Source organism: Fodinicola acaciae (assembly GCF_010993745.1).
Lineage (GTDB): Bacteria > Actinomycetota > Actinomycetes > Mycobacteriales > HKI-0501 > Fodinicola > Fodinicola acaciae.
In genome coordinates this window covers 894,646-914,276 of record NZ_WOTN01000002.1, presented here as the reverse complement: position 1 = coordinate 914,276, position 19,631 = coordinate 894,646, and the positions used below count along the sequence as shown (strand labels likewise).

Sequence of the window (19,631 nt, the reverse complement as noted above, 5' to 3'; positions counted from 1 at the left end):
CTCATAGCCTGGACCTCACTGCGGGCCGGCCTTGTAGCCGACACCGCGGACCGTGAGCACGACCTCCGGCCGCTCCGGGTCCCGTTCCACTTTGGCACGCAACCGCTGGACGTGGACATTGACCAGCCGGGTGTCGGCGGCGTGCCGGTAGCCCCACACCTTCTCCAGCAACACCTCGCGGGTGAAGACCTGGCGCGGCTTGCGGGCCAGCGCGGTGAGCAGGTCGAACTCCAGCGGCGTGAGGCCGATCTTGGTGCCGTTCCTGGTCACGTTGTGGCCCGGCACGTCGATGATCACCGGCGACTCCGGCGGTCCGATGGTGAGCTGCTCCGGCAGACCGTCGTCGGAACGGCGCAGGCGGGCCCGTACGCGCGCGATCAGCTCCTGCGGCTTGAACGGCTTGACGACGTAGTCGTCGGCGCCGGACTCCAGGCCGCGTACGACGTCACCGGTGTCACCGCGCGCGGTGAGCATGACGATCGGTACGTCCGACTCGGAGCGGATCGCGTGGCACACCTCGATGCCGCTCATCCCCGGCAGCATCACGTCGAGTAACACCACGTCCGGCCGGTCCTCGCGAAACGCCGCCAGCGCGCGCTCGCCGTCGGCCACGAACGAGGGCACGAAACCCTCGTTGCGCAGCACGATGCCGAGCATCTCGGCGAGCGCGGGATCGTCGTCGACCACCAGTACGCGTGCTTTCATGCCGACATCGTGACACTCTCGCCACAGTCAGGCGCAGCAAACCGCTGCGAAGCCGGTGTTGCGCGTCCTTATGGTGACCTTTCGTACCCGCGGACGACCGCTTCCGGACCCGCCTTCGGTCGAGCGGCCGGCAGGTGGCCGGCCTCGACGGCCTCACGGTAGCTGCTCGCGCGGTCTTCCACGACCGGCAGCGCGACCGGTCCGCGGCGCGCGGCCGTGCCGGCCCGGCGTACGTCGTCGCCGGTCAGGCCGGCCGCGGCGGCATGCCGGCGGGCCTCGCGTACGCGCTGGTCGTCGGCCAGCTTGTGCTCGATCCGGTAGAGCTCGTGGGTGAACCCGAGGCAGGCGATCTCGGCGGCGACGACGGCGCGGCTGGCCGCCAGCTCCGGGAGGTCGACGGCGATCAGCGACTCACCTTCGTACGGTGCCGGTGCGACCACCACGACCTCACCGCCGGCCTCACGCGCGTACTGCTTGGCGACGCCGTCACGCCAGACGAGTGCGGCGAAGGCGGCGAGCTGCGGACGGCCGAGCCGGTCGGCCAGCTCCGGCCGCTCGTCCAGCAGCCGCAGCAACGGCCGGCGCAGCTCGTCCTCGATGCCGTCCGGTGCGAACAGGTCGAGCCGGTCGATGAGCTGCGCGTCCGCAAGGTTGGTGAGCGCGACCGCCGGCACCGGTGGCAGCAGGTTGTTGAGGTGGTCGGCGACCGCCTCGGCCAGGTGTTTGGCCGGCACGTACGGCCCGTCGCCGGCCGGCCAGCCGGTCGCGAAGACGCGGGTCGCCATCGGCGGCGCGGTCAGCGTGAAGCCGGCGTCGACGCCGTCGGCGAGCCAGGCCAGCAGGTCGCGGCGGTTGCCGACCAGCACGCCGCGAGCACGCAGCCTGGCGATCGCTGCCGCGATGCGCGCCGGCGGCGGCTGTGCCGGCTCGGCGATCTGCGCGGCGTTGAGCGCCGCCACGTACACGGTCGCCAGCGACGGCAGGTTGTCGCGCAGCCAGTGCCGGTGCCCGAACGTGTCGAGCTCGACGCCACCGGTCCAGCCGGCGTACCCGTGCCAGCTCACCGCGCCGCCTCCGGCCGGACCCACAGGTGCACCTCCCAGGTCCACGGCTCGGCCAGATAGCCGCCGTCCTCCCAGACGTCCAGCTGCACGACCGCGCGGTGGCGCGGCCAGCTGACGACGAAGCCGGGGTGACTCATCCGCGGGTCGTCGTCCGGTGTCACCCAGGTCGGCTCGCCCGGCCTGCCGAGCTGTGTGGCGAGCCGGCCCGCGATGTCGTCCAGCGCCTGCCGCGCCGCCATGCGTCCGTCGTTGACCAGTGCCTCTGCCGCGGCCTCTTTGGCCAGCCCGGCGTCTTTGTCGAGCTCGGCGGCCCAGACCCAGCTCAGCGCCGGGCGTACCGCCGCCGGCGCCGCCACGACGTGCCGGCCGCTGGCCAGCGTGAACCGCATCGACCGCAACGGCTGGCCGGACAGCACCTGGACCGGCGGCACCGGCCGCCATCCGGTCTCGGCGGCGACCCGGTTGGCGTACTCGGCGCCGAACGGCTGGTCGAGCGGCCGCCAGCAGGACGACCAGTCGGACACCGCGGCCAGCTCGGCCACGACCGGCTCGAGCAGCTCACGGTGGTCCTCCACCACGGTCAGCGCCATTCACCCACTCCGATCACTTTTTCCGCAGCGTATCGGCTGCCCCCACCCCACAACGCCGATTCGCCACGAACGTCCTCGAGTTACCTGCTACGGCACGAAACTGTCGTACCCGTGTGGGTAAATTGCCCCCTCCCTATCGGGTGGGGGGTGGGTCTGAGAGGTTTCCTTACCTACATCGAAAACTCACCAGTCACATGCGTCACAACCGGGTGGTCGCATGGACCCCTTGCGTGCGTCTGACGCACGCATGGTGGCCATGCGACCAGCGACAAGTCTGACAAAAGGAGCATTTAGCGCTCCATAGCGCAGCGGGGGTCCCGGTGGCGGCCCCATCCGCCCGCGAACTCGACGTTGTCGTCGTTTACATCGTTGCAAAACCACTACTACGTCGAGTTCGCGGCGACCAAGATCAACTTCGAACTTATCCAAGTTTCCAACGCGAACCCACCCCCCACCCGATCTGGGTGGGGGCCCAGATTGGCAGGGGGGTGCGACAGTTTGGCGGTGGGGTGTCGGATGGGAAGCATGGGCAACGGTTGGGGGGCCGGGGAGGCAGGGATGCCGTCGGGTGCTGACGGGGCGTGACACGATGGCGGGTATGGCCGCAGCCGTGGATGCCGTCAGCCCCTCGCGGCTCGATGCTGCCGAGGTGCCGGTGAGCGGGGGTACGCCGAGCATTCCGATGCGGCCGCTGGCGATCGGCGAGGTGATCGACTTCTCCTGGGACCTGGTGCGCCGGTGGCCGCGGATCAGCCTGTCGCTGGGGGTCGCGGTGGCGGTGGCGATCCAGGTCGTCGCGATCCCGCTGGCCGCCCTGTTCGCCCTGCTGCTGAGCCAGGTCAGTACGCAGAGCGCGGTCGGCACGCTGCTGATCCTGCTGGGTTTCGCGGCCACCTCGTACGCGGTGCAGACGCTCACCCACATCGGCACGGCCGCGCTGTCCGGCCTGCTCGCGCCGGTCGCGGACGACGCGGTCGGCGGGCGTACGGCGTCGTTCCGGCGGATCCGCGAGAGCATGCGCGGCCGGTGGCTGGCGCTGCTCAGCCTGAGCGCGATCGTCGGCGTGATCGAGACGGTCGCCAGCCTGCTGCTCTCGTTCGTCGGATGGGCCGCCGTGCAGCCGGTGGTGGCACTGACCGGTCCGACTGTCGTGCTGGAGAAGATCGGGCCCTTCGCGGCGATCCGGCGCGCGACCCAACTCTCCGGCAAGGACAGCGGCCGCGTACTGCTGATCCGGCTGCTCGCCTACCTGGTCCAGGCCCTGCTCACGGTGGCGGTCACCAGCTTCGTCGGCGCCGCGGCGATCCTGCTGATCAGCCTCTTCGGCCCGTCCACCAGCCTGCTGTTCGGCCTGCTCTTCGCGCTCGAGGTCATCGTGCTCGCGACCAACGCGCTGATCGCGCCGTTCGTCGCATACAACGCCGGCATCCTCTACGCCGACCGCCGGATGCGCGGTGAGGGCCTGGACATCGAGGTGCTGCTGGCCAACCGCCGGCGACGCCGTACGCGGAAAACGGGGGCCTCATGATCACCACGCTGTTGCTGCGTCCGCCGGTCGGTGGCGACGACGCGCGCCGGTCGGCCGCCGAGGAGCTGGCCAAACAGCCCTACCAGCAGCACCAGGACAGCGTGCTGGAGCGCTGGGCCAGCGACACCCTCGACTGGATCGACCGCCATCTCAACGCACTCAGCGGCGGCGACGCCGGCGCCAACTGGGGCTTCGTGGTCGTGGTCATCGCGGCGCTGCTGCTGATCGGCCTGCTGGTCTGGCGCTTCGGCCTGCCGTCCCGCTCAGTGACCAGCGCGGAACCCAAACTGCGACTCGGCACCGGCACGACGACCAGCCACAACGACCTCGCCGACCAGTACGCCGCCGACGGCCGCTATGCCGAGGCCGTACGCGAACGCCTCCGAGCCATCGTCCGCTCGCTGGAGGAGCGCGACCTGCTCGACCCGCGACCAGGTCGTACGGTCACCGAGATCGTCGCCGCCGTACGCCGCTCGCTGCCCGATGCCACCGCGCAGCTGACCAAAGGCGCGCAGCTCTTCAGCGACATCTGGTATGGCACGAAGGTGGCCAGCCGCCGCGACGACACGACCATGCGCCAGGTCTACGAGGCGGTCGCCGCAGCCAAACCGGCCGACGCGGAGCCGGAGCCGGTCACCGCCGGCTGGGCCCTGCCGGAAGAACCGAAGTGACCACGACCCTCGCGCCACCGCCACCCCCTGGCCAGCTGAAAGACCCGAGCGCCGGCGCCGCGACCGGCCGCGCCTGGCGGTGGGCCAGGCTGCCGCTGCTGATCGTCGTCGTCCTGGTGCTCGGCGCGAGCATCGTCTTCCTGATCGATGTCAGCAGCAGCGAGGTCGGCACACTCAACCCGCGCTCCTACCGGCCCGAAGGCGCCAACGCTCTGCGCGTGATCACCGAGAAGTACGGCACGCCCGTACGCACTCACGACGACAGCGCCTCCGCGCTGGAAGCCGCGCGCGCCGGCGACGACACGCTGTTCGTGTCGTCGACCGAGCCGCTGGCGCTGCGGACGATCCGCGCACTCGGTTCGCTGCCGGCCTCGACCCGCGTCGTACTCGCCGAACCCGACCCGCAGGCCCTCCAGGCCCTGCTGCCGCGACTGACGTTCCGCGACGACCTGCCGGAGCCGCCGGTGTCGCCGAAGTGCTCGGCGCCGGAGGCGACCGCGGCCGGTCCGGCCGGCATCCAGAGCCGCGGATACGACGCCAGTGAGCTGACGAACGCCACGGTCACCAGCTGCTACGACGGCGGCGTCCTGCTGGTCACCAGGCCGACCGGTCCGCAGTACGTCCTGATCGCCGACGCGGAGATCCTCACCAACCGGCACCTCGCCGAGAACGGCAACGCCGCTCTCGGCGTCAACCTGCTCTCCACCCACGACCGCGTCGACTGGCTCTATCTCGACGAGTCGGAGACGGCGCCGGCCGGTGACGCCGACAGCCAGCCGCTGTTTCCGCGCTGGGTCACGGTCGCCTTCGTCTATCTGCTCGTGGCCGGCGGGTTGGCGGCGTTGTGGCGCGCGCGCCGGCTCGGCACGCCGGTGCCGGAGCCGCTGCCGGTGGTCGTACGGTCGGCGGAGACCGTCGAAGGCCGCGCCCGGCTCTATCGCAAGGCGCGAGCTCGCCAGCTGGCCGCCGCGTCGCTGCGCGGTGGCGCGCTCGCGCGGGTCACGCCTGGCCTCGGCCTCGGGCCCGATCCCGACCAGCGCGCGCTGGCGATCGCGCTCGCCGAGCGGATCGGCCGGCCCGGCCGCGGCGTCGACGAGCTCCAGCTGCTCTTCTACGGTTCGTCGCCGACCGACGACCAGGGTCTGGTCGCGCTGGCCACCGACCTCGACCAGGCGGTCGACGACTATCTCGCCAATCTGACGGCCGGCCGCACCGGTCGAGGCACCACAGCGGAGGGAACCCCACAGTGAGCCAGAACTTCGAGTTCTTCCCACCTCGGCCTCCGGCCGGAGCTCCGGTGCCACCGCCGTCGCGGCCGGTGCCGCCACCACAGCCGGCCAGTTCCAACGGCGAGGTGCCGGCGACCGCGTACGCGCAACCTCCGGAGGAGTCCGCCGACAGCGAGGCGGCTCGCGAGGCGCTGACCCGGCTGCGCGCCGAGGTCGGCAAGGTCGTCATCGGCCAGGACGCGACGGTGACCGGCCTGGTGATCGCCCTGCTCTGCCGTGGACACGTGCTGCTGGAAGGCGTGCCGGGCGTCGCGAAGACGCTGCTCGTACGCACGCTGTCACACGCCCTCCGGCTGGACCACAAGCGCGTCCAGTTCACCCCTGACCTGATGCCTGGCGACGTGACCGGCTCGCTGGTCTACGACGCGCGTACGGCCGAGTTTTCCTTCCGTGCGGGGCCGGTTTTCACCAACCTGCTGCTCGCCGACGAGATCAACCGGACGCCACCCAAGACGCAGGCCTCGCTGCTGGAGGCGATGGAGGAACGGACGGTGTCGGTCGACGGCGAGCCGCGGCCGCTGCCGGACCCGTTCGTGGTGGCGGCGACGCAGAACCCGATCGAGTACGAAGGCACGTATCCGCTGCCGGAGGCGCAGCTCGACCGGTTCCTGCTGAAGCTGACGGTGCCGCTGCCGACCCGCGACGAGGAGCTGAAGGTCGTACAGGCGCACAACGCCGGCTTCGACCCGCGCGACCTGGCCGCGGCCGGTGTCGAGCAGGTCGCCGGTGTGGAGGACCTGGCGGCCGCTCGTGAGGCCGTACGCCAGGTGCGGATCGCCGACCCGGTGCTCGCGTATGTGGTGGACATCTGCCGCCAGACGCGGTCGTCGCCGTCGCTGTCGCTCGGTGCGTCGCCGCGTGGCGCGACCGCGCTGCTGGCGACCTCGAAGGCGTGGGCCTGGCTGTCCGGCCGGTCGTACGTGACGCCTGACGACGTGAAGGCGCTGGCCCGGCCGACGCTGCGGCATCGCGTCGCCGTACGTCCGGAGGCCGAGCTGGAAGGTGTCACCGCCGACGGCGTACTGGACACCGTGTTGGCCAGCGTCCCGGCGCCACGCTGACATGATCAGCGGTCGGGGGGTCGCGCTCTTCGCGATCGGTGTGCTGTCGGCGCCGCTGTGGCCGTCGCCGTGGATCGGACTCCTGATCTGCGCCGCGGTGGTGCTGGTGCTTGTCGTGGTCGACTGGTCTTTTGCCGCCGCGCCAAGGAAAGTGCGGATGCACCGCGACGGCGCGCTGCAGACGCGGCTCGGCGAGACCGTCACCGTCGACCTGCACATGACCAACGCCGGCAGGCGGCCGCTGCGCGGGATGGTCCGCGACGCGTGGGTCCCGTCCGCCGGCGCCGCACCGTACGCACACCGGATTTCGCTGCGGCCAGGCCAAAATGGCACGGTCACGACGACACTGACGCCGACCCGCCGCGGTGACCGGAGGACCGACCGGGTGACGATCCGCGCTTACGGTCCGCTGCGGCTGGCCTTTCGCCAGACCAGGCGGAAAACCGCGCGGCGGATCACTCCACAGTGGACACTGCTGGTGTTGCCGCCCTTCACCTCGCGCAAGTTTTTGCCGGAGAAACTGTCGAAACTGCGGCAGCTGGAAGGCCAGCTGGCGGTGCGTGGCCGCGGTCAGGGCACGGAATTCGACTCACTGCGCGAATATGTCGACGGCGACGACGTGCGGTCGATCGACTGGCGGGCGACCGCTCGGCGCGACACGGTCGTCGTACGCACCTGGCGTCCGGAACGCGACCGCAAGGTCGTGTGCGTTGTCGACACCGGTCGTACGTCGGCGGCGCGTATCGCCGACATTCCACGGCTGGACGCATCCTTGGACGCCTGCCTGCTTCTTGGCGCCGTCGCGGCGCGCGCGGACGACCGCGTCGACATGTTTGCCGTCGACACCGACGTACAGGCGCGGGTGACCGGCGCGCACCGCGCGAACATCCTGCCGTCGCTGGTGCAGGCGATGGCGCGGCTGTTCCCGCGGCTGGCGGAGAGCGACTTTTCGTTGATGGTCAGCGAAGTGCTGCACGCCGAGCGGAAGCGCTCGCTGGTCGTGCTGTTCACCGCCCTGGAGCCGGCCGCGCTCGAGCAGGGACTGCTGCCGGTGCTCGGCGGCCTGACGGCGCGGCACACGGTCGTACTCGCCACCCCCAGCGACCCGACCGTCGCCGCGATGGCCGGCCCGATCCAACCGGCGAGCGGCCGGCGCGCCGGCTCCGAAGCCGTCTACCAACGCGCCGCCGCCGAACGCGCGCTCGGCGAACGCCGCCGCATCGTCTCCGCACTCCGCCGCGCCGGCGTCCAGGTCGTCGACGCCCCGGCCGACATCTTCGCCTCCAAGGTCGCCGACGCCTACCTGGAACTCAAGGCGGCCGGCCTCCTCTGACTTACCCGCTACGGCGCGAAACTGTCGTACCCCTGCGCCAATCTGGGCCCCCACCCAAAACGGGCGGGGGGTGGGTTCGCGTGGAAACTTACCCAAGTTAGAAGTTGATCTTGGTCACGCCGGATCGCGAACTCGACGTTTTGGTGGTTTTGCAACGATGTAAACGAGCACAACGTCGAGTTCGCGAGCGCGTGACGCCGCCATCGGCCGCCAGGACGCGGCGACGAGCGAAGTGGAGCGCTAAATACACCTTTTGCGAGGCTCGCCGATGGTCGCATGGACCCCTTACGTGCGTCTGGCGCACGCATGGTGGCCATGCGACCATCCCGCCGACCGCCGCCTGTGACCCGTGTGACTTCTGTGGCTGATGAGGTTTCTATGTAGGTAAGAAGACCTCTCGGACCCACCCCCCACCCGTCTTGGGTGGGGGTTCAGATTGGCGGGAGGATACGACAGTTTGGGTGAGGGGGTGGAGATGGTGAGCAGTCGCAACGGTCAGGCGACGGGGGCGTAGTCCTCGCGTTCGCCGACGTGGAGGTCGCCGGTTTCGCCGGCCCGGGTGGCGCGGCGGCCGAAGAAGATGATGTAGGTGAGGAAGCCGGCGAAGGCGACCACGCCGATGCCGATACGCGCGAAGGTCGGCAGGTGCGACGGGGTCACGAAGGCCTCGATCGCGCCGCTCACGGCGAGTACGCCGGCCAGGCCGAGTGCGGCGGTGACGCCGGCGCGCGCTTCGGTGGCGACCGCCTGGGCGCGCGTACGAAACGGGCCGGGCGCGATCCAGGCCCAGCCGATCCGCAGGCCGATGCCGGTGCCGACGAACACGCACATCAGCTCAAGCAGGCCGTGCGGCACGATCAGGCCGAAGAACACATCCGCCTTGCCGTTGGCGATCATGACACCGCCGACGATGCCGACGTTGAGGATGTTCTGCAGCAGCAGATAGACGACCGGCAGGATCAGGATGCCGGCCACCAGCGCCGCCGCGGTCAGCATCGCGTTGTTGAGCCACACCTGCGCGGCGAAGACCTGCGCCGGATGCTCGCTGTAGTAGCTGGCGAAGTCGTGGTCGACCAGCTGCCGGATCTCCTCCGGCGTGCCGAGCCGCGACTGTGCCGACGGGTTCAGCACGACGTACGCCATGATGCCGAAGGCGACCAGGCTGCAGACCGTCGCGACCGAGCACCACCACCGCCACGCGCGGAACACGGTCGCCGGAAACGAGCCGGTGAAGAACCGCGCCGCGTCCGACCAGGCCGGCGCGGTGCTGCCGGTGACGGCCGCGCGGCCGGCGGCGACCAGCCGGGACAGCCTGGCGATCAGCGCCGCGTCCGGCGACCGGCTCTGTACGACCGACAGATGCGTCGCCGCGCGCTGGTAGAGGCCGATCAGCTCGTCGGTCTCCTCGCCGGTCAGTCGCCGCTTCCTGGACAGCGCCGCGAGCCGGTCCCACTCACCGGAGTGCTCCATGACGAACGCGTCGATGTCCACCCGGCCAGCGTAACGACCGCGCGCACGAGACCGGCCCTGGCAGACTGGTGGCATGGCGGCGGACGAGCAGACCGAAGGCACTCCGGCCGGTGGGCTGCTGCTCACCGGCGAGGCGGTGGCCATCGAGCTGCCGGTGGCCAGGCTCGGCACGCGTACGCTCGCCATCGCCATCGACGCGGCCTGCCAGTACGGCCTGGTCTACGTCGCGCAGTTCGCCATGACCGGCCTGCTGATCAGCGGCGACACCGCCGCATATCTGGTCGGCCTGCTGCTGACGATCATCCTGGTCTTCCTGGTCTGGCCGATCGCCTTCGAGACGCTGTCCCGCGGCAGGAGCCCCGGCAAGTTCGCGCTCGGCCTGCGGGTGGTCCGCGACGACGGCGGGCCGATCCGGTTCCGGCAGGCGCTGGTACGCGGCCTGGTCGGCTTCGCGCTGGAGTGGCCAGGCGTCCTGCTCGGCCCCATCGCCTGGATCATCGGGCTGATCACGCTGCTGTTCAACGGCCGCGCCAAACGGCTCGGCGACATCGCCGCCGGCACGATCGTGCTGCAGGAACGGCTGCCCGACCGCGGCGTACGCATCCCGGACGTGCCGCCGCAGCTGCAGCCATGGGCCCAGACGCTCGACCTGACCCGACTCGACGACGAGCTGGCGCTGGCCATGCGCCGGCTGATCACCAGAGCCAGCGACCTGCGTCTGCCGGCACTGCTGAAGCTGGAGGCCGAGCTGGTCGCCGAGGTCGCCGAGGTGACCGCGCCGCCACCACCGACCGGCACGCCACCAGCGGTCTTTCTGGTGTCGGTGCTGGCGGAGCGGCGCCGCCGTACGCTCCAACGCAGCGCCGAGCGCCGAGCGGCAGCTGCGAAGTTCAGCCAGCAGACCGCGGCAGTCGCCGCCGCGGCTTTTCCCGCCGCCACACCGGAAACGCCGGCGATGCCGGACGATCCAGCGGTGTGGGCCAAGCCGGCCTCGACCGAGCCGGCCGCCGCCACCGGCTATCGACCTCCAGCCTGACCACCGATCCGACGAGGAATCCGCGGGAAACGGGGGCCGCCGGCGATCGATTGGCCATTCACATGACCTGGCCAGGCGCCGATCATGAGGTCATGAAGGCAACCACGAAGATCCTGCGGTCGATTCGCGGCGTGGTGGCCCAGCAGGTGCGGATGCACGACCGGATGATGGCCGCGCACCGCCCGTGGGCCGACGAGCTGCACTGGGTGCATGGCCCGGCCGGCTGGACGCTGGAAGGCAGGCACCTCCCCGCCGCCTGAGGGCCGCAACGCCTCGTCACCGGCACCAGGTGACAGCAACCGGCGTCGCGGCCAGCTCAGGAGTCCCAGGAGCCCTGGCGCCAGGCGGACAGATAGCGCCGCTGCACCTCGCTCAGCGCGTCGATGCCTACGCCGAGGCTGGCCAGCTCCAGCGTCGCGACCTGTGAGCCGACATCGGCCGGCACCCGGTGCACGCCGACCTCCAGCCGCGAGCGGCCGGCCAGCCACGCGACGGTCAGCGCCTGCTCGGCGAAAGCCAGGTCCATGACGGCGGCCGGGTTGCCGTCAGCCGCGCCGAGGTTGGCGATCCGCCCCTCGGCCAGCAACGACACGGTACGGCCGCCGGCCAGCGTGAACTCCTGCACCGCCGGCCGCGGTGCGCGTACGCCGACCGCGTGCTCGCGCAGCCACCGCACGTCGATCTCCACGTCGAAGTGGCCGGCGTTGGCGAGCACCGCTCCGGACCGCAGCACCTCCAGGTGCTCACCGCGTACGACATCGCGGTTGCCGGTCGCGGTGACGATCACGTCCGCCTCCGGAGCCGCCAACGCCATCGGCAGCACGCGATAGCCGGACAGCACGGCGTCCAGCGCGGCCACCGGATCGACCTCGGTGACCACCACGTTGGCGCCCATGCCGCGGGCTCGTTCGGCCACGCCGCGTCCGACCGAACCGAAGCCGGCGACGACGACCGTACGGCCGGCCAGCAGCATGTTGGTCGACCGCAGGATCGCGTCGACGCACGACTGGCCGGTGCCGTGCCGGTGGTCGGCCAGCCGCCGGGTCGGCGTGTCGTCGAGCGCGACGACCGGATAGCCGAGCGCGCCGTCGGCGGCCATCGCGCGCAGCCGCAGCACGCCGGTCGGCGTGTCCTCGCAGCCGGCGAGTACGCCGGCGGCCAGGTCCGGATGGTCGGTGTGCAGCGCCACCGACAGGTCACAGCCGTTGTCGATCACCAGGTCGGGACCGGGACCGATCGCGGCGTTGAGATGCTCGTGATAGTCGGCCGGCGGCACACCCCGCCGCGCGTACACCGCGACTTCCCGCTGTGCGGCCAAAGCGGCCGCCACGTCGTCCTGTGTGGACAGTGGGTTGGAGGCCGCCAGCCGTACGCTCGCGCCGCCGGCGGTCAGCGTGCCGACCAGGTTGGCGGTCTCGGCGGTGACGTGCAGGCAGGCCGCCACCGTCAGGCCGGCCAGTGGCCGGCGCTGCGCGAAGTCGGTGCGGATGGCGCGTAACACCGGCATCGACCGCTCGCTGCGCGCGATCCGCGCCGCGCCGTCGTCGGCCAGCGCCGGGTCGGCGATGTCGGACCGCAGCCGCTGTCTGGTCACCGGCTCACCCACCTGTCCGATTGTTACTGAAGGCGGTCTTTCCCGCCTGCCGCGGTTACATTCGGAATCCGATTGTCCCCGCGTACGTGCGCGATGACGGCCGCAGGGCCTCCATGCGTACGCACGGAGGCCCTGTGGAGGGGAAGACTTCCTAGTAGCGGTAGGTGTCCGGCTTGTACGGTCCCTCGACCGGCACACCGATGTAGTCGGCCTGCTCCTTGCTCAGCTGGGTCAGCTTGACGCCGAGCGCGTCCAGGTGCAGCCGCGCGACCTTCTCGTCGAGGTGCTTGGGCAGCACGTACACCTCCTTGGCGTACTGGCCCTCCTTGGTGAACAGCTCCACCTGCGCGATGGTCTGGTTGGCGAAGGAGTTGCTCATCACGAAGCTGGGGTGGCCGGTCGCGTTGCCGAGGTTGAGCAGCCGGCCCTCGCTCAGCACGATGATCGAGTGGCCGTCCGCGAACGTCCAGGTGTGGACCTGCGGCTTGACCTCCTCGCGCTTGATGCCGGGCAGCTTGGCCAGGCCGGCCATGTCGATCTCGTTGTCGAAGTGGCCGATGTTGCCGACGATCGCCTGGTGCTTCATCTCCTGCATGTGCGCGGCGGTGATGATGTCCTTGTTGCCGGTCGTGGTGACGAAGATGTCGGCGACGGAGACGACGTCTTCCAGCGTGGTGACCTGGTAGCCGTCCATCGCGGCCTGCAGCGCGCAGATCGGGTCGATCTCGGTGATGATCACGCGAGCGCCCTGGCCGCGCAGCGACTCGGCGCAGCCCTTGCCGACGTCGCCGTAGCCGCAGACGACCGCGACCTTGCCGCCGATCAGCGTGTCGGTGGCCCGGTTGATGCCGTCGATCAGTGAGTGCCGGCAGCCGTACTTGTTGTCGAACTTGGACTTGGTGACCGAGTCGTTGACGTTGATCGCCGGGAAGAGCAGCGTGCCGTCGCGCTGCATCTCGTAGAGCCGGTGTACGCCGGTCGTGGTCTCCTCGGTGACTCCCTTGATGCCCGGAGCCATCCTGGTGAACCGCTGCGGGTCGGCGGCCAGCGACCTGCGCAGCGTCTCCAGGATGATGCCGTATTCCTCCGGGTCGTTCTCGTCCGCCGACGGCACCGCGCCGGCCTTCTCGAACTCGACGCCCTTGTGGACGAACAGGGTGGCGTCGCCGCCGTCGTCCAGGATCATGTTCGGACCGTCGAAACCGGGCCAGGTCAGCGCCTGGTCGGTGCACCACCAGTATTCCTCCAGCGTCTCGCCCTTCCAGGCGAACACCGGCACACCCCGCGGGTTGTCGACGGTGCCGTTGGGACCGACGGCGACCGCGGCGGCGGCGTGGTCCTGCGTGGAGAAGATGTTGCAGGAGACCCAGCGGACCTGCGCGCCGAGCGCGACCAGCGTCTCGATCAGCACCGCGGTCTGGATCGTCATGTGCAGTGAGCCGGTGATCCGCGCGCCCTTGAGCGGCTGGGTCCTGGCGTACTCCTCGCGGATCGCCATCAGGCCGGGCATCTCGTGCTCGGCCAGCTTGATCTCGCGGCGGCCGAAGTCGGCCAGGGACAGGTCGGCGACCTTGAAGTCACCCGTGGTCGTGGTCAAAGCTGCGCTCTCCTCTAGGACGTGGTCGCCAGGCTTTCCAGCAGGTTCTGGTGTTTACGCTGTTCGTAGGCCAGCCAGTCGGCCGGCGGCACCTCGGCCGGCCGGGCCGGCTCCGCGGTGAACCAGTTGTGTACGGCGGCGGCCAGCTCGCGATCGGTGCGCAACCGCTGCGCGAAACCGACCTCGGTGAGGCTGACGCCGTAGTCGTTGAGCAGCTCGCGCAACGTACGCAGCCGCTGCAGCTGCTCGGGGCCATAGAGCCGATAGCCGGAGTCGGACCGGCCGGCGGCCACCAGGCCGGCCTGCTCGATGTAGCGGAGCATCCGCGGCGACCAACCGGTGGTCTCCGCGGCTTCCTGGATGGTGAGCAGGTTCATCGCCTCAACCTTAGCAGGACATTGTCAAGGTTGGCCCGCCGCATTCCGCTGGGTGGTCACTTCGGTGCGTACGTCCAGCGTCCACTTAACAGTGTCCCGTGAACCGGCATGCCGCGAAGCCGGCCGTCGAGCGGGTTGTCGTCGGTGATGACCAGGTCGGCGAAGTCGCCGACGCGTATGCTCCGGCGCCGGTTGGTCGACGCGGCCAGCGCCTCGGCGACGGTGATCTCCTGCTCCGGATGCCACGCGGGCCGGTCGTCGTCGCGGCGCTCGACCGCGGCCGCCGCCGAGATCCACGGGTCGAGCGACGCGACCGGCGCGTCCGAGCCGAACACCAGCTCCGCTCCGGCATCGAGCAGGTCGCGGTATGGAAAGGCGCGGTGCGTACGACCGTGCCAATAACGGTCCGCCACATCGCGGTCGTCGACGGCGTGCTGTGGCTGCACGCTGGCGACGACACCGAGCTCGGCGAACCGGCCGACATCGGCTGGCGCGAGCAGCTGCGCGTGCTCGATCGAGCCGCGGCAGCCGACCGCCGCGAAGGCGTCGAGCGCGAGACGGTTGGCGTGGTCGCCGATCGCGTGGATCGCCGCGTCGATGCCGTGCGCGGCGGCGCGTCGCATCAGCGGCACGAGCTCGTCCGGCGGCACGATCAGCTCGCCATGGCCGCCGTCCGCGTACGGGTCGTGGCAATAGGCCGTACGCGTGTTGAGCGAGCCATCGGTGATGACCTTGAGTGGCCCCATCGTCACCAGGCCGCCGGTCTCCGGCAGGACGTCACCGGTGCGTACGCCTCGCTCGATCGCGTCGTCCAGCTGCGAGGCGTAGACGCCACATTCCACGCGCAGGAGCGGAGTCTGGCGCTGGATCCAGGTGTCGAGGTTGGCGCCGAACTCCAGGTCCACGATGCCGACGACACCGCGCGCGGCGGCCGCTTCGGCGGCGTCACGTACGGCCGCGTCGAGCTTCGCCGACACCGGCACCGATCGCAGCGCCGTCATGAAGTCGGTCTCGCGGAGCAGCCCGGTCGGGTGGCCGGCGAAGCCGGCGATCCGCAGCGCGGCCGAGTTGCACCAGCCGCTGTGCAGGTCGTTGGCGGCCAGGAAGACCGGCACATGCGGCGCGACCCTGTCGAGGTCGTCGCGATGCGGCCGGTCCGGCCACAGTCCGTCGCGAAAGCCGTATCCGACCACCGGCTCGTCGCTGGCCGCGACGCGCGCGGCGACCAGCGCGACGACGTCCGCGGCGCTGCCGGCGCCGGTCAGGTCAAGCCGTTGGCGCGAGATGGCCCATTGGGTGAAGTGCACGTGCCGGTCCCACAGGCCCGGCAGGATATACCGGCCGTCGAGGTCGAGCTGCTCCGCGCCCGTCGCGTACGCGCTGGCGTCGCCGATCACGCGGATGCGGCCATCGGAGACCAGGATGTCGGCCGGCTCGGCGACCGATCCGGCCGGACCGGCGAGGCGGAGCACGCGCGCGCGGCGGAGCAACAGATCAGGCATGGGTCCATCGTGGCAAAACCAGCCGCCGGCCCGCGCCGATCCCACCAGTCCCAAATCAGTCAACTTGCCACATAACCGGACGAATGGGATTCTCGGCAGGTCAAGAGCGCGGATGACCTGCTCGTACGCGCTCACGGACTAGGCAACAGGAGGATTGATGGAAGGGACGGAGCAAGCCAAGGCTACGGGGAACAGAAGGTCGCGGATTCTGGCCTCCGTGGCCGTCACAGCATCAGCAGTCGTCGTCCTCGGCGCACTCGTCGGCGCCGGCATGGCGCACGCGGGGGCCGCCTACGACCCGTGTCCGACACCGACGGTCTCGCCGACCGGTGAGCCATCCGGCAGCGCCGCGCCAGCGGCAGACCCGACCTCAGAGCCGACCTCAGAGCCGACCTCAGAGCCGACCTCAGAGCCGACCTCAGCACCGACGGAACAGCCGTCGTCGCCGGCGCCGACCGGGCAGCCGTGCAACCCGTGTCCGACGCCGAGCGGCTCGACGGCACCGACCGAGAGCCCCAGCGGCGAGCCGCCGGCCAGTGAGCCGCCGTCGAGCGAGCCGCCGACCGCCAGCCCGGTGCCGGTGGTCGCCAAGGCCGCCGTGGCCGCCGACCCGACGGAAAGCCCGGTGCCGACCGAGAGTCCGAGCGGTGAGCCGCCATCCTCGCCGCCGTCGTCGCCGGCACCGTGTCCGTCCGACTCGTCGACGCCTGCGCCGTCCTCCTCCGCCACTCCGTAACGCCACGCCGAGGGTGACGTTTTGTCGGTCACGCGACCGACAGAACGTCACCCTTCGCGCTGCGGCTAGCCGTAGATCTCGGCGCGGTCGATCTCGACCAGGGTGCCGCTGGACGCACCGTCCTTGTCGCCGGTGACGCGTACGCGCAACGTGTGGCTGCCGGCCGCGAGCCGCGGGCTGACGTAGTTGACCTGCTCTCCCATCCTGATCGACGAGTACAGGTCGATCGTGGTCTCCGGCCCGCCGTCGATGGACAGCGCGGCATAGCCGTAGTTGGTGTCGCGCACCGACAGCAGCGCGATCTGCGTGCCGGTGAACGAGTACGTCGCGGTCGCGCCGGCGGTGCCGTTCCAGTGGTCGTCGCTCCAGAAGCACTGCACGCCGCAGCCGCCACCGCTCAGCCAGCCGTCGCCGGCGTACGCGATGGCGCCGTCGCCGCTGGTGCGGCCGTCGTCGTTGATCCAGCCCTGCTGGCTGCCGGGGTCGCCGGCCGGCAGGTTCTGGGTGGCGCCGGCCGCGAGCGGACTGCCGAAGTCGGGACTGCCGTCGGCGTTGAAGCCGATCCGCTGCGCTCGGGTCGTGCGGCCGTCGTATGTGTAGGCCGACGTGTTCTTGGCGGCGTAGACGATCCACTGCTCGGCGCCGTCTGGCGAGGTGAAGAACGCGTGGTGGCCAGGGCCGTACACACCGGTGGAGTCGTTGCGGCTGAACACCGCGCCAGAGTGCTGGACCCAGTTGCCGGCCACCAGCGGGTCGAGGCCGTCGTTGAGCGACTTCTCCCACAGCTGATAGTCCGGCTTGCCGGTGTCGCAGGTCGAATAGACCATCCAGGTCTTGCCACCGCTGTGCACGAACTCCGGCGCCTCGCGCACGGTGTCCGAGGTGCAGCCACTGGCCGGCAGGTAGACGCCGTTGCCGGAGAGCGTGTACGGATTGCTCATCGGCGCGATGTAGAGCGAGTTGTTGCCGCTGTGCTTGCTGGAGAAGCCGAGGTAGAGCCGGCCGCCGAGCTGCAGGATCGTCGGGTCGATGGCCCACACGTCGAGGTTGGCCGGCTGCAGCTTGGCCTTGAAATGGTAGGGACCCAGCGGGTCGGTGCCGTCGGACTCCACCACATAGATCCGGTGGTTGGCGTCGACCCCGTCGTCGGCCGTGTAGTAGACGTACCAGTGGCCGTCGAGGAAGTAGAACTCCGGAGCCCACACCTGCTGGTTGCGCGACCCGTCGCTGTCCCGCCACACCGTGTTGGCCGGCGCCGCGAGCAGCTGGTTGAGCGACGGCGCCTTCCAGATCCGGATGGCGTCTCCCTGCGTGGTCGACAGGTAGTAGTTGCCCTGGTACCAGGTCAGGAACGGGTCAGGGCCGGCGTTGAGCGGGTTGCGGAAGGTGGTCGAGGCCGGCGCCGCCTGCGCCGGCGCGGCCAGGCAGGCGACCACCAGGAACGCGGCGACAAGGGCCCTGATCACGCGACGCATACGTACTCCCCTCGCTGTGGATGCTCACGTTGTACGCGGTCGCCGCCGAGCCGTCCAGGAACTTCGGCGGCAACCGCGAAATCAGCCGCTAACGGCCGTTGACCGGGCCGTGGTCGCACGGCCGCGGCGGCGCGTCCGCGTCGAGGTCGTAGACGTTGAGCAGGACCTCGCAGTCACACCACGCGCCGTGCCGCTTGAGCCAGCCGACCAGCTCCGGCCGGTCGCGGTGCGCGCGCTGCCAGCAACGCACCCAGCGGAAGTCCTGGTCACAGTCGTGCGCGGCCAGCATCCGGTGCACGTAACACGGCAGGCACTCGGCCGGACCGGGCCGGTCACCGGCCGGCTCGTCGCGCCGCCACCTCTCGGGCTCCTCCGGAAAACCCGGACACACCTTCGTCCCCATGTCCCCTCCCGTCTCGCGTCCTGTGGACACCTCCAGCGTCGAGAGGGGGTCCGACAGTTTCGCGCCGGTTGGGGTCAGCCTCCGACGGTGGCGACGAAGAGACGGCCGGTGCCGCGCGCGGTCAGCTCGGGGTCGGAGGCCGGCGACCAGGCCGACTCGCCGCCTCGCAACGACAGGTCCGCCGCCCGCACCTCGCCTTCCAGGCAGAACAACACGCGCGGTGAGCCGACTGCCGGCAAAGCGACGGGCGACCCGCCGACGGTGATCTCGTACAACGTGAACTCCGCGGTCGGAGTCGGCCACCGTACGGTCGACGGACCGGCGCTGACCGGCGTCACGACCGGCGGCGGACCCGGCTCGAAGGCGAGGATCCGCAGCAGTTCGTCGACGTCGACGAACTTGCTCGTCAGGCCGCCGCGCAGCACGTTGTCGGACGCTGCCATGATCTCCACGCCGGCGCCGCGAAGGTAGGCGTGCGGACTGCCGGCGGCCAGGTAGATCGCGTCGCCAGGAGAAAGCTCGACGTGGTTGAGCAGCATCGCGACCAGTACGCCTGGATCGCCGGGATAACGCGCGGCGAGATCGGCGATCGCCAGCGCGCGAGCCGAGCCTTCGGCCGCGCACAGGTCAGCGAGGTCATCGAAATCCGGCGCGCCGCGCAGGATGTCGCTGACCACTCCATGCAAATCGCCGGCCTCCAGCCGGTCGGCCCACCCCAGGCCCGGCGGCCACTGCAGCTTGCGCAGGAAAACCGTGGCGTCATCGGCGAACCCGGCCAGAGCCTGCGTCCGTCCGACCGCGACCAGCATTTCCGGCTTGTGGTTGGCGTCCTTGTAACGCCGTTGCGGCGCGTCGACGGGCACGCCGGCGGCTTCCTCGGCCTCGAAGCCGGCCGCCGCCTGCGCCAGGTTTGGGTGCACCTGCAACGAAAGTGGCCGTTGCGCGGCCAGCAACTTGAGCAGGAACGGCAGCTTGGCGCCAAACCGGCGTACGACCGTCGCGCCGAGCTCGGCATCCGGATCGCCGGCGATCACCGCGTCCAGGCCGCGACCGTCCACAGTGGCCGGATCAGCCGGGTGCGCACCGAGCCAGAGCTCGGCTTCCGGCTCCGCGGTGGGAAAATCGCGGCCTTGTACGCGCGCGATGACCTCGTGCGAGCCCCAGTCGTACGGCCGGATCGGGCCGGTCAGTCGCTGCATC

19 protein-coding genes are annotated in these 19,631 nt (G+C 70.6%); 7 read left to right on the top strand and 12 right to left on the bottom strand.

Annotated elements, in window-relative coordinates; genetic code table 11:
- Positions 1 to 15: 15 nt before the first annotated feature.
- From mtrA to GNX95_RS19645, 3 genes are all read right to left on the bottom strand, one after another.
- Positions 16 to 705, bottom strand: coding sequence for an MtrAB system response regulator MtrA (gene mtrA, locus GNX95_RS19655; protein WP_163508859.1), 690 nt, complete (start codon positions 703 to 705; stop codon positions 16 to 18).
- A gap of 68 nt (positions 706 to 773) precedes the next feature.
- Complete coding sequence (locus GNX95_RS19650; RefSeq protein WP_163508858.1) at positions 774 to 1,769, bottom strand: hypothetical protein; 996 nt, start codon at positions 1,767 to 1,769, stop codon at positions 774 to 776.
- The gene (locus GNX95_RS19645; RefSeq protein ID WP_163508857.1) at positions 1,766 to 2,359 is read right to left on the bottom strand and encodes a hypothetical protein; all 594 of its coding nucleotides are present in this window, start codon (positions 2,357 to 2,359) and stop codon (positions 1,766 to 1,768) included. The genes GNX95_RS19650 and GNX95_RS19645 overlap by 4 nt, the downstream gene beginning before the upstream one ends.
- A gap of 598 nt (positions 2,360 to 2,957) precedes the next feature.
- Here GNX95_RS19645 and GNX95_RS19640 point away from each other — a divergent pair.
- From GNX95_RS19640 to GNX95_RS19620, 5 genes are read left to right on the top strand one after another with little or no spacing between them, the layout of a single operon-like run.
- Positions 2,958 to 3,887, top strand: a complete 930-nt coding sequence (locus tag GNX95_RS19640) for a hypothetical protein (RefSeq protein ID WP_163508856.1) — start codon at positions 2,958 to 2,960, stop codon at positions 3,885 to 3,887.
- Positions 3,884 to 4,558, top strand: a complete 675-nt coding sequence (locus tag GNX95_RS19635; RefSeq protein WP_163508855.1) for a DUF4129 domain-containing protein — start codon at positions 3,884 to 3,886, stop codon at positions 4,556 to 4,558. The genes GNX95_RS19640 and GNX95_RS19635 overlap by 4 nt, the downstream gene beginning before the upstream one ends.
- On the top strand, positions 4,555 to 5,808 hold the full coding sequence (locus GNX95_RS19630) for a DUF4350 domain-containing protein (protein WP_163508854.1): 1,254 nt from the start codon (positions 4,555 to 4,557) through the stop codon (positions 5,806 to 5,808). Before GNX95_RS19635 ends, GNX95_RS19630 begins: the two co-directional genes overlap by 4 nt.
- Positions 5,805 to 6,908, top strand: coding sequence for an AAA family ATPase (locus GNX95_RS19625; RefSeq protein ID WP_425483905.1), 1,104 nt, complete (start codon positions 5,805 to 5,807; stop codon positions 6,906 to 6,908). Before GNX95_RS19630 ends, GNX95_RS19625 begins: the two co-directional genes overlap by 4 nt.
- A gap of 1 nt (position 6,909) precedes the next feature.
- Positions 6,910 to 8,241 (top strand): DUF58 domain-containing protein, encoded by a 1,332-nt coding sequence (locus GNX95_RS19620; RefSeq protein WP_163508853.1) that lies wholly within the window; start codon positions 6,910 to 6,912, stop codon positions 8,239 to 8,241.
- Between the two features lie 495 nt (positions 8,242 to 8,736).
- Here the strand turns inward: GNX95_RS19620 and GNX95_RS19615 are convergent, their stop codons facing one another.
- Positions 8,737 to 9,732: a stage II sporulation protein M gene (locus GNX95_RS19615; RefSeq protein ID WP_163508852.1), complete on the bottom strand. Its 996-nt coding sequence runs from the start codon at positions 9,730 to 9,732 to the stop codon at positions 8,737 to 8,739.
- 52 nt (positions 9,733 to 9,784) lie between these two features.
- Here GNX95_RS19615 and GNX95_RS19610 point away from each other — a divergent pair, with 52 nt between their 5' ends.
- Together GNX95_RS19610 and GNX95_RS19605 are read left to right on the top strand one after the other, a co-directional pair.
- Positions 9,785 to 10,747, top strand: a complete 963-nt coding sequence (locus GNX95_RS19610; protein WP_163508851.1) for an RDD family protein — start codon at positions 9,785 to 9,787, stop codon at positions 10,745 to 10,747.
- A gap of 92 nt (positions 10,748 to 10,839) precedes the next feature.
- Positions 10,840 to 11,007 (top strand): hypothetical protein, encoded by a 168-nt coding sequence (locus tag GNX95_RS19605; RefSeq protein WP_163508850.1) that lies wholly within the window; start codon positions 10,840 to 10,842, stop codon positions 11,005 to 11,007.
- Between the two features lie 56 nt (positions 11,008 to 11,063).
- On the opposite strand, the gene ahcY (GNX95_RS19600) is transcribed toward GNX95_RS19605, so the two are convergent.
- The 8 genes from ahcY (GNX95_RS19600) to manA form a co-directional block, all read right to left on the bottom strand.
- Entirely contained in the window at positions 11,064 to 12,341 is a 1,278-nt protein-coding gene (gene ahcY / locus GNX95_RS19600; RefSeq protein WP_222853761.1) for an adenosylhomocysteinase, read from the bottom strand.
- Positions 12,342 to 12,492: 151 nt separating this feature from the next.
- Positions 12,493 to 13,938 (bottom strand): adenosylhomocysteinase, encoded by a 1,446-nt coding sequence (gene ahcY / locus GNX95_RS19595; RefSeq protein ID WP_163508849.1) that lies wholly within the window; start codon positions 13,936 to 13,938, stop codon positions 12,493 to 12,495.
- 14 nt (positions 13,939 to 13,952) lie between these two features.
- A complete protein-coding gene (locus tag GNX95_RS19590) occupies positions 13,953 to 14,315 on the bottom strand; it encodes a MerR family transcriptional regulator (RefSeq protein ID WP_163508848.1) in 363 nt (120 codons plus the stop codon).
- Between the two features lie 56 nt (positions 14,316 to 14,371).
- Positions 14,372 to 15,817: an amidohydrolase gene (locus tag GNX95_RS19585; protein ID WP_163508847.1), complete on the bottom strand. Its 1,446-nt coding sequence runs from the start codon at positions 15,815 to 15,817 to the stop codon at positions 14,372 to 14,374.
- A 291-nt stretch (positions 15,818 to 16,108) separates the two neighbouring features.
- Positions 16,109 to 16,585, bottom strand: coding sequence for a hypothetical protein (locus GNX95_RS43275; protein WP_246281678.1), 477 nt, complete (start codon positions 16,583 to 16,585; stop codon positions 16,109 to 16,111).
- A 33-nt stretch (positions 16,586 to 16,618) separates the two neighbouring features.
- Positions 16,619 to 18,028: a glycoside hydrolase family 43 protein gene (locus GNX95_RS19575; RefSeq protein WP_163508845.1), complete on the bottom strand. Its 1,410-nt coding sequence runs from the start codon at positions 18,026 to 18,028 to the stop codon at positions 16,619 to 16,621.
- 88 nt (positions 18,029 to 18,116) lie between these two features.
- Complete coding sequence (locus tag GNX95_RS19570) at positions 18,117 to 18,431, bottom strand: DUF2695 domain-containing protein (protein WP_163508844.1); 315 nt, start codon at positions 18,429 to 18,431, stop codon at positions 18,117 to 18,119.
- A 74-nt stretch (positions 18,432 to 18,505) separates the two neighbouring features.
- Positions 18,506 to 19,630 carry a mannose-6-phosphate isomerase, class I gene (manA, locus tag GNX95_RS19565; protein WP_163508843.1) on the bottom strand — a complete coding sequence of 375 codons (1,125 nt, stop codon included), beginning with the start codon at positions 19,628 to 19,630 and terminating at the stop codon, positions 18,506 to 18,508.
- Position 19,631 lies beyond the last annotated feature (1 nt).